Source organism: Sedimentitalea sediminis, from assembly GCF_042687825.1.
Lineage (GTDB): Bacteria > Pseudomonadota > Alphaproteobacteria > Rhodobacterales > Rhodobacteraceae > Sedimentitalea.
In genome coordinates this window covers 86075-98502 of sequence record NZ_JBHUQE010000009.1, presented here as the reverse complement: position 1 = coordinate 98502, position 12428 = coordinate 86075, and the positions used below count along the sequence as shown (strand labels likewise).

At 64.3% G+C, this 12428-nt stretch carries 9 protein-coding genes; all 9 read right to left on the bottom strand.

The features are described from left to right. Position 1 precedes the first annotated feature (1 nt). The 9 genes from ACFMPD_RS09665 to ACFMPD_RS09625 are packed head-to-tail and all read right to left on the bottom strand — an operon-like array spanning position 2 to position 12403. Entirely contained in the window at positions 2–727 is a 726-nt protein-coding gene (locus tag ACFMPD_RS09665) for a PP2C family protein-serine/threonine phosphatase (RefSeq protein ID WP_380993625.1), read from the bottom strand. Next, a complete protein-coding gene (gene tagF / locus ACFMPD_RS09660; protein ID WP_380993623.1) occupies positions 724–1404 on the bottom strand; it encodes a type VI secretion system-associated protein TagF in 681 nt (226 codons plus the stop codon). The genes ACFMPD_RS09665 and tagF overlap by 4 nt, the downstream gene beginning before the upstream one ends. Continuing rightward, on the bottom strand, positions 1404–4973 hold the full coding sequence (gene tssM, locus ACFMPD_RS09655) for a type VI secretion system membrane subunit TssM (protein WP_380993621.1): 3570 nt from the start codon (positions 4971–4973) through the stop codon (positions 1404–1406). Before tssM ends, tagF begins: the two co-directional genes overlap by 1 nt. Next, on the bottom strand, positions 4970–6382 hold the full coding sequence (gene tssL, locus ACFMPD_RS09650; protein ID WP_380993619.1) for a type VI secretion system protein TssL, long form: 1413 nt from the start codon (positions 6380–6382) through the stop codon (positions 4970–4972). Before tssL ends, tssM begins: the two co-directional genes overlap by 4 nt. Positions 6383–6414: 32 nt before the next feature. Continuing rightward, on the bottom strand, positions 6415–7755 hold the full coding sequence (gene tssK, locus ACFMPD_RS09645; protein WP_380993617.1) for a type VI secretion system baseplate subunit TssK: 1341 nt from the start codon (positions 7753–7755) through the stop codon (positions 6415–6417). Between the two features lie 13 nt (positions 7756–7768). After that, a complete protein-coding gene (gene tagH / locus ACFMPD_RS09640; protein ID WP_380993616.1) occupies positions 7769–9238 on the bottom strand; it encodes a type VI secretion system-associated FHA domain protein TagH in 1470 nt (489 codons plus the stop codon). Between the two features lie 8 nt (positions 9239–9246). Then, positions 9247–9549, bottom strand: a complete 303-nt coding sequence (locus ACFMPD_RS09635) for a PAAR domain-containing protein (RefSeq protein ID WP_380993614.1) — start codon at positions 9547–9549, stop codon at positions 9247–9249. Continuing rightward, a complete protein-coding gene (locus ACFMPD_RS09630) occupies positions 9546–10109 on the bottom strand; it encodes a DUF6931 family protein (protein WP_380993613.1) in 564 nt (187 codons plus the stop codon). Before ACFMPD_RS09630 ends, ACFMPD_RS09635 begins: the two co-directional genes overlap by 4 nt. A gap of 56 nt (positions 10110–10165) precedes the next feature. Next, positions 10166–12403, bottom strand: coding sequence for a type VI secretion system Vgr family protein (locus tag ACFMPD_RS09625; RefSeq protein ID WP_380993612.1), 2238 nt, complete (start codon positions 12401–12403; stop codon positions 10166–10168). Positions 12404–12428 lie beyond the last annotated feature (25 nt).

Genomic DNA, 12428 nt, shown 5'->3' with positions numbered 1-12428 from the left:
GTCAGACCACGTCCAGAACGATGACCGTGATATTGTCGGCCCCGCCGCCGGTCAGGGCGATCTGGATCAATCGATCAGACACGGTTTCGATCGGAAAATCCGCCAGCGTGGTTTCCAGCATGGCAAAGGTCGCGTATTTGGTCAGCCCGTCCGAACACAGCAGAAACCGGTCACCGGGTTGCACCTCGCCGCGCACCTTGTCCAGATCCAGCGTGTCGCCGACCCCGACGGCACGGGTGATCGCGTTGGACTGCGGGTGCTGTTCCGCCTCGTCCCAGCTGAGTTGTCCGGCGATCACCAGTTCGGCCACCGCCGAGTGATCGGTGGTCAGCATCTCGATCCGCCCGCCGCGCAGCCGGTAGATGCGGCTGTCGCCGGCCCACAGCCCGACGAAATGCCCGTTGGCCAGCATCAGCGCCACGACAGTAGCGCCGATCACCCCGCGGCCGCGGGCCTCGGCCTCTCTCTGGATGATCCGGTGCGCCGATTGGATCGCGTCCCGCAGGGCATGCATCCGTTCCGTCGGGTCCAGACCCGGCGGGATCATCGCGATCGTGTCAGCAATCAGCCGGCTGGCGTAGTCTCCCGCGTCATGCCCGCCCATGCCGTCAGACACCACCCAGATATCCTGATCCGGCAGGGCCAGCACTGCGTCTTCGTTGACCTTGCGCTTGAGACCCACATGGGACTTGGCGTTATAGCGTATATCGCGGAACCCGTTGCTCATGCCGGCTCTGCCTCGGCCCAGATCGGTGCGTCGAGATGGAACAAGCCCTGCATAGCGGACCCCTCGGGCAGCCCCTCACAGACCAGCAGGCGTTGGGACTGGTCGATCACCGCACGCCACAGGCTGGGGTGGCGGTGGCGTTCCGCCAACAGTCCGGCGGCCAGGTCCGGCAAGACCGAGCCGGCGGCATCACTCAGGGTCAGGCTGTGAGCGCCGCTCTTGCGCACGCGGGCGACGGGGCGGGATTGCGGTGCCGGGATTTCAGCCAGCCGCTGGGCCAGCAGATCACGGGTCATGCCGTCCTCGAGCGCGTCCAGCGCCAGGTCTTCGAGCCGTTCAAACAGCGGGTCCTGACAGAAATGGTCCAGCGGGGCCGGGCCCGGCGCGGGCACCGCCGCCATCAGGGTCAGCGGAAAGCGCCGCCCGACGCGGTCCACCGAAGGCATCGCCACCCCCATCACCTTGTGCGGGCCGGCCAGCCCGGCGCTGAGACTGAACCGCCAGATCGGCGCCGACATGTAATACGCGTCCCAGTCCGGCCCCAGCGCCGATTGCGCCAACAGCATGGCGCGTTGAACCCATTCGTCCCAGACCGAAACGAACCCGGCAGGCGGATTCAGCCGGAAGAAATCGCCAACCGACGGCATCTTGCCAAATGCACCGAACCCCTCTGCCATCACATCGACTTCGGGCAGCTGAACTTGGCCAGCGCCGGCAGGGCAAACGGGTTGATCACCGACCCGGATTGCAGTTGGAAAATGGCGATCCGCCCGCCGACATTAAAGATCACCCGCTTGCGGTCGGACACGTTGGTGCGGCGCACCTCGGCCGCATCCAGCAGCCGGAACCAGCCCCACGGCCCGTCCCGCGACAGCACGCTTTCGATGTTCTTCTTGTCGGGCTGGAACATCACCCGCGCCAGCCCGACCGAGCCGGGCCAGGTCACCGCCACCGGGTTGGGCTGGCCGCCGCGATGGGCAAAGCCGACCTGCTGGCCGTCGATCTCCAGCGTGACCGACTTGGCCTTTGGGTCCAGCGCCTCGGGGGTGATCTGGAACTGCACCGCGGGTGTCGGGCCGGCGGCAAAGAACGCATCGCGGATCTCGGCAGCGTATTGCATCTGGACCAGCACCGCCTGCGAGATCCCCAGATCGACATCATTGATCCGTTTCCAGGTCCAGGGCCGGGTGCGGGTATCGACGAATTTCAGCAGATGCTCGTTGAAAAAGCTGTCGATCAGCCCCTGCGGCGCGAACAGCCTGGCGAAATCCTGCATCGCCACATCGGCGCGGGCGCGGCGGTTGAACGGATAGCGGTTGCTCAGCGCCTTGTCGCAAAAGGGCAGCACGCTGGCCTGCCAACTGGCATTGATCGAGGCCCGGGTGCCATCCGCCGTGATACCGGATGAGCCGGTGGTGATCTGCGACGCCCAGCGCTGGACCGGGCCGTCGATGCGGCTGGCCGCCTGCTGGAACTGCAGGATCGCCGCGCCGCCCTCGGCACCGCCGCTGACCCCGGAAAAGGACATCTTGTTGAGCTGCTGATAGACATCCGTCAGGACCGCCATCAGCATGTCCAGCTGCGAGGGCTGGCCCTCGGGCCGTTCGACCAGCTGGTGCAGCCACTGAAAGCGTTCTTCGACATAGGCACCGGGCGGTTTCGGCGGCTCGCCGGTATTGGCGGCGGCCGCCCGCGACAGCGCGCTCAGCATGATCTGGGCCTGCGCGCTGAGGGTCGAGCGCGACTCGATCGCCGCCACCGCCGCAGCGCCGGTGGTCAGTTCGCTGGTATCGACGATCGAACGTTCCTCGGTCAGGCGGGTCTCTTTGGAGATCTCGGTCAGGATGTTGACGATGGGCGAGGTCGGCCCGGACAGCACGTTGGTCACCTCGACCGCATGCGACAGGCTTTCCATCGGCACGATGTCGATATCGCCCAGGATGGAATCGTAGCGCGCGATGAAGTCGTTGTAGTAGAGATCCAGCACATCCCGGCTGAGCGCCAGCAGCGCCGCATCGGTCTGTTCCGCTTCGCCGCGCGGGCCCAGCACCCAGCTTTCCCGCGCCACCCGGGCGGCGACGCCGACGGCTTCGTTCAGAAACACGTTGTTGAAGCCGTTATAGGTAAAGATCCCCTCGACGCCTTCGTTCAGCGCCTTGCCGGACGAGCGCACCAGAACCCGGCGCACCGCCGGGCCGCCGGCCTCGGTGATCCGCCATTTCGGCAAGGCGGCGGCCTGCGGGCTGTTGATGATGCCGTTATAGACCCGCTGGGCCAGCGGCATTTCCGACAGCAGACCCTGCACCTGATCGACCAGCGGGCCGTTCAGCGCGATCTCTTCCATCGGCTGGGAAAGCAGCGCGTCCAGATGGCTGGCCAGATCCTCGCGCAGCTCGGTCCGGGCCGGTCCGGCATAGGCCAGCGACCAGTCGATCTGCATCCATTCCTTGACCAGTTCGGCATTCATCGGCCCCTGCAGCCCCAGCATCAGATAGATCTTCAACGCCTCATACAGCAGCTCGGGGTTGTTCATGTTGGCCGAAATCTGCTCTTCAAGCCGCAGCAGCAGGCGCGGCAACAGGCGCCGGTTCAGCGCCGCGCGATAGGTCTGGGCCGCCTGGGTGCCGATCACCTCGCCCTGATACAGGCCATAGCGCACCCGCTGTTCCGGCTCGGGATCGGTCAGGACAGGGTTGCCCGGCAGATCGCGCAGCGTGTTCAGCGCCGCCACCACCGGCGGCAGGTCGGTGTCGCCCACCGGGCTGGGCGGCAGGGCGGCAGCGGCGGTCTGATAGGCCTGCACCTGTGCCTCGGTCTGGGCGAGGATTTCGGCATTGCCCAGATAGCTGCGCACCCACAGGCTGCCGGTGGTCAGGGCGATAAGGATCGTCGCGGCGATGGCCACCCGTTTGGCCCAGCGATAGCGGCGTTCGACCTTGTCATCCGAAGATACAAGCCCGGCCTCGGGGAACACCACCTGCCGAAACAGCCGGGTCAGAAAGAACGACCGCCCGGTGCCCTGCCCGCTGCCGATGGCCTGCCGGCCGATGCCAAAGGTCTGGGCCATGTTCAGCATCAGCCGGTCGATCGGTGTGCCCTCTTGCGTGCCCGAGGTGAAATAGACCCCGCGCAGCATGTGGCGGTTTTCGAACCGGTTGTCCTGAAACACTTCGGTCAGGAAATCCCGGGCCACCCGGCGCATCGAGGCGACCTGGCTGGGAAAACCGGCGATCAGCGCCCGGCGCTGATGATCGGTCTCGGCCTGCATGCGTTCCAGCGACTGCGCGTTGAGCTGCCCCAACAGCACCCCGAATTCGTCATCAAAGGCGGCCATGGGCGAGGCTTCGCCGCGCGCCTTTTCCATTGGCAGGGTAAAGCCCCAGACCTGTTCGCGGTCCTCCTTGCCGAGATTGTCGTGAAACTCGGAAAACCCGGCGATCAGGTCGGCCTTGGTGAACAGCACATAGACCGGGAAACGCACGCCCAGATTCTGCCGCAGCTCGTTCAGGCGCCGGCGCACCGCCTGGGCGTGGCTTTTCTGGGTGACCTCGTCCTGCAGCGACAGGTCGCTGAGGCTGATCGCGATCATCGCCCCGTTGATCGGCTGGCGCTTGCGGTATTTCTTGAGCAGCCCGAGAAAGCCCAGCCAGGCGGCATTATCGGCCTCGGCATCGCTTTCCTGCGTGGTATAGCGCCCGGCCGTGTCGATCAGCACCGCGTCATTGGTGAACCACCAATCGCAGTTGCGGGTGCCGCCGACACCGCCGACCGCGGCCTTGCCGGTCTGATCCGCCAGCGGAAACTGCAGGCCGGAATTCACGATGGCGGTGGTCTTGCCGGCCCCCGGCGGGCCGATCATCACGTACCAGGGCAATTCGCTCAGGTGCCGCCGGCCGTTCTTGGACTTGCGCAGTTCCGAGATCGCGGTCTTGAACTTGGCCTTGAGTTCGCCCAGCTCCTCGCTCATCGCGTCATCGGCGCCGGTATCCACCGTCTCGGCGATATCCTCGGCCATCGCCTTGGCCTTGCGGCGGCGGCGCCAGAAGATGAACCCCATCAGCAACAGGAAGAACGCCCAGACGCAGCCGATGGTTACAAGCCGGCTGAACATGCTGTCAAAGGGCCGCCACGTCTCGCCGCCGATGAAGGGCGCGAAGAACCAGATGCAGGCCGACAGGATCGCCGCGACGATGAACAGGATCGTATAGATCGAGCCGAACAGGAATTTCAGGGTTCTGCGGATCATGTGCCGTCCTCCCGCACCAGCAAGACCTCGATCCGGCGGTTCTTGGCGCGGCCCTGCCGCGTGCCGTTATCGGCGATCGGTTCCTTGTCGGCGCGCCCCTCGGCGGACAGGCGCGCGGGATCGTCCAGCGCCCGCGCCATGCGCGTCATCACCGATTTCGCGCGCGCCAGGGACAGCGCCATATTCGACGGGAACCGCGACGAGCGGATCGGCACATTATCGGAATGTCCGGCAATGATCACCGGGCCGGGCTCGTCGTTCAGCGCCTTGGCCACCCGGTCCACCGGCGCGCGAAAGCTCCGCGACAGCTCGTCCGAGCCGGACCCGAACATGCCGGTGCCCTTGATCCGCACGATCAGGGTGTTGCCTTTCTGAAAGACCTCGACGATGCCGTCGTCGATCTCGGGCTGCAGAAACCCTTCGACCTTTTTCAACTGTTGCTCGGCGGTGGGCGCCAGAGGCGGTGGCGGTGGCGGCGGCGCGCGGCGCTGCAGTTCCGCCACCGGGCCGCTGTCGATCACCGACAACTGGCCGACCACCCGTTCGGTGGACGTGGACAGGGCCCAGGACAGGCCGACGAACTGCAGCGCCAGCAGGCCTGCGGTGACGCCGATGGCGATCCAGACGACACGCCAGACCGAACGCGGCTTAAAGGGTTTGTCCAGCCCCGGCCAATGCGGCGACAGATCGCGTTCCAGCGGCCCCCGCTGGGCGCGGATGATCCGCGCCAGGGCGCCGCGGATCTGCAGATGCTTTTCCGATCCGCCCTGCTCGACCCGCAGGCGGCCCTCGAATCCCAGCGACATGCACATGTAAAGGAATTCCAGCATGTCGATGTTTTGGCCCGGTTCTTTTTCCAGCCGCGCCAGCAGGTCATAGAACCGGTCGCCACCGACGGTTTCGCGGTGGAAGGTGCCGACCATGGATTGCAGACCCCAGCTGGATTGTCCGCCCCAGGGGGTATTCAGCACCACATCATCCAGCGTCGCGCAAAGCGCATAGCGCGCGACCTTGACATTCTGCGCCGAAATTCCGGCCTGCAGGGCGCGGTTCTCAAAGGCGCGGACCTCGGCCACCACGCTTTGGCGCAGCTTGTCCGGATCCATGTGCTGGGCGCGGTTGCGGATGCGGCTGATCAGCGAGAACAGGATGCTGGCACAAGCGATCAGCTGGTTCATGCCGGTCAGGCTGGGGGCCGGTGCGGCCGCACTGGCGCGCGGCGGCGGCGCCGGGGCGGCCGATGCGGGCACCCCAAAGGCATCCACCGGCGGCTGTGCCGGTTCTGGCGTTGCCGCCGCCGGCGCCGCGGCGGGTGTCGGCTGCGCCCCGGTGCGGCGACCGCCCGGATTGGGGCGGATCACCGTCTTGTCGGTGTCGTCGGGTTCTGCAAACGGGTCTTCGTCTGACATGGTTTCACCAAATTCCTGGGTTTATCCGGCGCTCAGCTGTTCCGGATCGCCCAAAGCTCCATTTTCAGGCCCGGATATTGCCCGGACACATGCACCGCGATCCCGCCGGAGGTCGTCATCTTGGCCCAATAGGGGCTGGCGGAATCCAATTCGAAATAGACCACACCCGCGTGATAGGGGATCTGGCGCGGCGCCACCGGCATCGGGCGCAGGGTGATCCCCGGCAGGGCCGAATTGACCAGTTGGCGGATTTCCTCGACCGGGCCGATCTTGGCCTGACCGGCGAAATGCCGGCGTACGTCCTCGGCCGGAATGTCGGCATCGACCGCCAGCACGAAACCGGCATTGCCCAGCAGCTTGCGGTCGGCAATGACGCCGACGCTGATGCCGTATTTGCGTTCCTCCAGCTTGATCGGGATCGCCGTCTGTTCCAGCACCGAGCTGAGATATTGCCGCAGCGTGCGGATGACCGGCGCAAAGCAATGCGCCAGGTCGTCATGCCGGTAAGCCGGGAAATCCGGCGGGGTCTTTTCGGCAGTCATGAACACCGACAATTCCCCGGCCAACCCGACGCAGGAGCGATAGAGATCCTCGGGATGCAGGTTTTCGATGGCGGTCATGTGGCGGATCACCGGGATCATCCGGTTGATTACCGTCAGCAGCAGAAAATCCGACACCTCGGCCACGCCCTTGGCGGCACCGCCCTCGGACAGACGCCCGGCCAGCGCCTGCATCCGGTGCGACAGCAGCCCCTCAAGCTCGCGCACGAACCCGTCCAGCGGTTGCGCGGCGCGCACGTCCAGACAGCTGGGAATGAACGCCTGATCCAGGATGATCTCCTTGTCCGGGCGCACCTCGATGATGCGCGCCACCGGAATCGCCAGCCGGTCGGCCAGGTCGTCCACCGCCAGCGCGAATTGCAGGCGCATCTTGCCGATGCCCAGCATCACCGGTTTCTTTTGCTGGCCCATCGTGTCGGTGACTTCTATTTCGCCCGGTCGCAGCCGGCTGGCCGACATCTCTGCGCCGCTCAGATCGACCTCGACAGCGCCCTGCCGGCGCTGCGGTACGGTCAGATAGACGACGCAGTCCTTGATGGTCTCGGGCACTTCCAGCGCCGGCGGGTGGTCATCGGCCATCGGCACCCGGAACACGGTACCGTCCTGGGTCAGCCCGGTACAGGATTTCAGCGCGAACTGCCCGACCTTGAGCACCTCGTCATCGATGTCCAGCGCGCTGACGCCCCAGGCATAGGGGCGTACCCGCCGGGCCAGCCCGGTGACCAGGGCCTCGGTATACCGGTCTGATTGCTGGAAATGGTGCGGCTGCAGAAACAGCCCCTCCGTCCAAAGCACCTTGCTGTCCCAGGACAATGATCTCTCCCTTTTATTCGGACCGGTCTTTCAGCTGATTCAGCTGCGCCTTGTAGGCCCGTGCAAATTCGCGGCTGAACAGGTCGTGGAAATCGTTCTCGGCCTGGTCGGATATGTCGGCATACATCTTCTCGTAGACTTCCCAATAGCGCGCCTTTTTGCCCTTGAGCAGGCTGCCCAGACCGCCGCTGGTCTCGATCTTGCCGGCCAGTTCCTGCGGGTCCAGCCGGGCCAGCACACCCTTCAGCGCCGCCTCCATGCCGGTGACCATGGCGATCTCGTGCGCCTTGATGTCGTCCAGTGCCTGCTCGGCGGCGGTTTCGGCGCTGAGATAGCCGCGCGCCCCGGGCTTGACCATCGCCTCGATGGCCTGTTCCGGGCTGATCGAGAATTTCAGCGGATTGTTTCCGCCAGCGCTGATCATCGTCTGTTCGATGCGAAACTCGCTCTTGATCGACGTGCGCGTCATCAGAATTTCGCGCAGACCGGTGACCAGCGTTTTCATCACCCGGCCCATCCGCGCCATCGTCGTCACCATGTCGGCCTCGGCGACCGAGACCTCTTCGGCCCCCACGGCGCGCAGAAAGGCCCGCGCCGCATCTGTATCCAACGGTGCATCCGGATCGATCGGGCCGGTGGCCTCGCCGGGCAGAACCGGCGGTGTCCGGCGCGCGGATTGTTGCGGATCCGAGGGCTGCGTGGCGTGTGGCGGGGTCCCCTTTGGCGGTGGTGCCGGCAGCACGGTCTTGGGCAGTTCGGATGCCGGGGCGGCCGTGTCCGCGGTGCCATTGCCGCCCAGCAGATCGTCATCCCAATCGTCGGGGATCAGGTTCGCGCCGGTGGCCTGAGGCGAAAAACTGTCCTGTGCGGACGGGTTGTGCATCGGCCGGCTGGCGCCGTCGCCCTCGCGCCCGTCGCTGGGTTTCTGAAAGAATGGGTCTTCGTCCTCGCCCAATGGCGGCAACAATTCGTCGATCGGGTCCACCGGGTTCAACTGCGATGGCCCGGTGGGGGTTTCCTCGGCCCCCAGAAGGTCATCCAGAAAGTCGCCGCCGGGTCCGGCATCGTCCAGCAGCGCCATCGGGTCCGGCGCGTTTGCGGCATCGCCATGCGAGGCCGGACCTTGCGCCGCCGGACCGGCGATCAGGTCACCGGGATCCGCCAGTTCGTCGCGGATTTCGACGACCAACTCATAGGACCCCAGCGCCAGCACGTCGCCATTGTTCAGCGGCGTCGGCACCCGCCCCAGCGGGATCTTGGAATAGTTCAGAAAGGTGCCGTTGGTCGACAGATCGACGATCACCACATTGCCGTTGTGGTCCTCGATCACACAATGGCTCTTGGACAATTGCCGATCCGGGTCGGGCAGCACCAGATCGTTGGCCGGACCGCGCCCGATGGTCAGGCTGCCGCCCTGCATCTGCATGGGGCGCGCATTGCCCGGAACCGTGCCCGAGGACTGAAATTTGATCGTGACCGGCATCGCGGCGCTTAACCTCCGGTCAGCACAGTGAATTCGCCCTTGAGGATCGCCCCGCCGCAGCCCGTGCTGTCGCCGATCCGCGACGCCGGCATGTTCGAGATGATCACGGTGGCCGAGCCCATCACATTGGGATGCGGCCCAAGGCCCGAGGGGTGCATATCCCCAATCCGCGCCGCCGGCAGATTGCCCACCAGCACAGTGGGCGCACAGGGCGGAATGATCATCGAGGTGCCGGGCACCGGTCCGGCCGGCGAGGGCGCGAACATCGCGCACAGAACATTGTCGGTGATCCGGGCCTGGGGTTTGGTCATGTGCTTGCCTCCTGTTCCGGTTCTGTCGCCGACACCCGGCCGCTGCCGCCCCGGGCGATGTCCAGCGCGCGGTCGATCAGCACCTGGATATGTTCGTCAAACCTATCAGATAGTTCCCCCAGCGCTACCACATTCATGGCAAAGACCGAGGCCTCGGCCGCCCCTGCCGGCGCCGGATGCTGGGCCAGATCGCCGGGTCCCAGCGTGCCGTCGGCATAAAGAACCGCGGTCGCGCAATGCACGGTTTCGTCGTCGACATAAGCATGATCCAGGGTCGCGCGCGCGGCCTCGCGGTGGTCCTCGTCGGGATTGAACACCCATTCCTCGGAACGCACCAGCGACGGCGGATCCTTATCGGATTTCGGCCCGATATAGTCGCGCGCCGCCAGACAGGCCCACCAGACCCGCTCGCGCGGCGGCAGCAACACCGACAGCAGCGACAGGATGTCCAGCCAGGCCTGTTTCTGTTCGAGTTCCTCGAGCACCTGTTCGGGCGAAGCGCTGGCGGGCGAGTCAAGCGGCGTGCGCAGCACGACATTGGCCTGCGACAGCTGTTTCACCGCAGGATCCTTGGGAATTTTCACGAGATCTTTGAAACGCGGGTTCATCATGTCACCTAGTTGATCTTTGTCAGAGAGCCCTTGAGAACAAGTATCCCGCTGGCTTTCACATTGGTCATCGCGCCGTTTACATCGACCTTGGCGTCACCCTTGATGTCGATCATCGTGCTCTTGATGGTGATCTTGGCCGGTTCGATCTTGATCGACGATCCGCCCACTTTCAGCTCGATGCTCTGGGCCGCCTCGATCTCGATCTTGCCCGCATCGACGCCCACCGACATGTTGCCCGACGACACCGCGGTGTCGTGATCACCGTTTTCAACCGTCGTCGAATAGTTCTCGGTGATCGTCTGGGTTTTGTCGGTGGCGATCTCGATGGTCTGGCTGCCGGTCTCGATCTTGAATTCCTCGTCGCCCTGGGCAATCGTGTGATAGTGGTTGCCCTCCTGGATCGTGCGGGTGACGTTGTTGCGGATCACCTCGCTCAGGCTGCCTTCATCGTCATGGTCTCCGGCATCGACCTCGCCCTGGCCGATGGTGACCACGGACTTGTTCTTGACCAGCATCTGATGGTCCTTCTGCGCCTGAACGCGCATCAGTTCCTCGCCTTTCAGATCCTCGAACATCAGCTCGTTGTAGTCTTCCGCGCCGCCTTCCTTGGTCGACTTGGTGCGGATGCCCAGTTGGGTCTTGTCGTTCGGATAGTCATACGGCGCCTTCTGCCACGCGTTATAGATCATCCCGGTACAGATCGGCCGGTCCGGATCGCCCTCTTCGAACTGGATCACCGCCTCTTGTCCGATGCGGGGAATGGCCACCATGCCGTAATCGGTGCCCGACCAGGGCGTCATCACCCGCACCCAGCACGATGAATTCTCGTTCTTTTCGCCCAACCGATCCCAGTGGAACTGCACCTTGATGCGACCGAATTCGTCGGTATAGATCTCTTCGCCGGCCTCGCCGACCACGGTGGCGGTATGCGGCCCCGAGATTTTCGGCCACGGGGTTTTCAGCGGCGCGCGGTACTGCGTGACCTTGGGGATGGCGCGAAAGGTGCAGGCATAGGCATCGCCAGCCATGGCCTCGGGAAAGTCGCGGGCCATCATCTGCAGATCGCGGCGGCTGGCGCGTTCGCGCCGGCTCATCTCCTTCAGGATGAATTCGTTGACGCCATGGCGGTTCAGCGCATCCTTGCGGGACTTTTGCTTGGTCTCGTCGTCCTTTTGCAGGAAATTCTGATCCTGCACGAAATGCTCGGCCCCGGTGATCAGGTAATTGGAGTTCTGCGCATCGTCCGGGTGCTGCTCCAGGGCAAAGGTCTGACCGACGGCCAGGGCCCGCACGTTACCGGCCCCGCGAAACTGTTCGAACCGCGCCGCTTCCGCCTCCATACGGACGGCGGCGTATTTCTCGCCCAGCGCCTTGTCATCGTTGAAAACACCGGGATAGCGATGGTGGCCGAGATAGTCATAGACCTCGTAGTCCGTGTAGCTATGTTCCCCCAGCGGAATCGCATTTTCGAATTTCAGATCGGCATTCTGCAGCTTGAAGTCGAAATCGTTCAGGGTGACCTTGCCGCGGGTCAGGTTTTCCAGCGCGGTCCATTCGGCGATATGGTCTTGGCGCGAGGTTTCCGCGCCGCGCTCGATCTGGCGCGCATGATAGTCAATCGTGGCGTGACCCGGCACATCGGAATGCCCGCTGATCGAGTCACACAGGACCAGCTTTTCGACGCCGGTCGAATCCAGATCGTTCTTGAAATAGAAATAGATGCCTTCCTCTTCCATCAGGCGGCACAGAAAGTCGTAATCGCTTTCGCGGTATTGCACACAATATGTACGGGCGCTGTAGGTTCCGGTCAGTTCGTCCAGATAGTCGGAAAACCCGGAATCCCCGACGACTTCGGTGATGATCTCGACCACCGTCTTTTCCTGAAATACCCGGCAATCCTGGGTGCGGGTCAACAGCCAGAACCAGGGCCGGACTTCGGCGAGGTAATAATAATTGCCCTCGAAATATCCGATTTTTTCAGCCGAGATGCAGACGCCGGAAAACACCCGTTCGCTTTCGCTTTCAGTTTTCAGGTGCACCCGCAGGTTGCGCCCGACGATGTCGCCGATATTGGCGTCCTCTGACCAGCTGCGGATCAGCACACTCATCTCGGTCAGCTTGCTCAAGCCTTCGTGGATGACCGCCCGATAAAGGTTCGGACCGTATTCCCCGGCCGATTCGGGCCAGGAAAACTCGCCCGACAACCAGCTGCGCGCATCCGGGTAGGGTTTGTAATCAGGCATCGGCTGTCCTTTCAATACGGCTGGG

Bases quoted from the DNA above. Each gene is read 5' to 3' on its own strand.
- ACFMPD_RS09665 (WP_380993625.1), bottom strand. From the start codon at position 727: ATGAGCAACGGGTTCCGCGATATACGCTATAACGCCAAGTCCCATGTG.
- tagF (WP_380993623.1), bottom strand. From the start codon at position 1,404: ATGGCAGAGGGGTTCGGTGCATTTGGCAAGATGCCGTCGGTTGGCGAT.
- tssM (WP_380993621.1), bottom strand. From the start codon at position 4,973: ATGATCCGCAGAACCCTGAAATTCCTGTTCGGCTCGATCTATACGATC.
- tssL (WP_380993619.1), bottom strand. From the start codon at position 6,382: ATGTCAGACGAAGACCCGTTTGCAGAACCCGACGACACCGACAAGACG.
- tagH (WP_380993616.1), bottom strand. From the start codon at position 9,238: ATGCCGGTCACGATCAAATTTCAGTCCTCGGGCACGGTTCCGGGCAAT.
- ACFMPD_RS09635 (WP_380993614.1), bottom strand. From the start codon at position 9,549: ATGACCAAACCCCAGGCCCGGATCACCGACAATGTTCTGTGCGCGATG.
- ACFMPD_RS09625 (WP_380993612.1), bottom strand. From the start codon at position 12,403: ATGCCTGATTACAAACCCTACCCGGATGCGCGCAGCTGGTTGTCGGGC.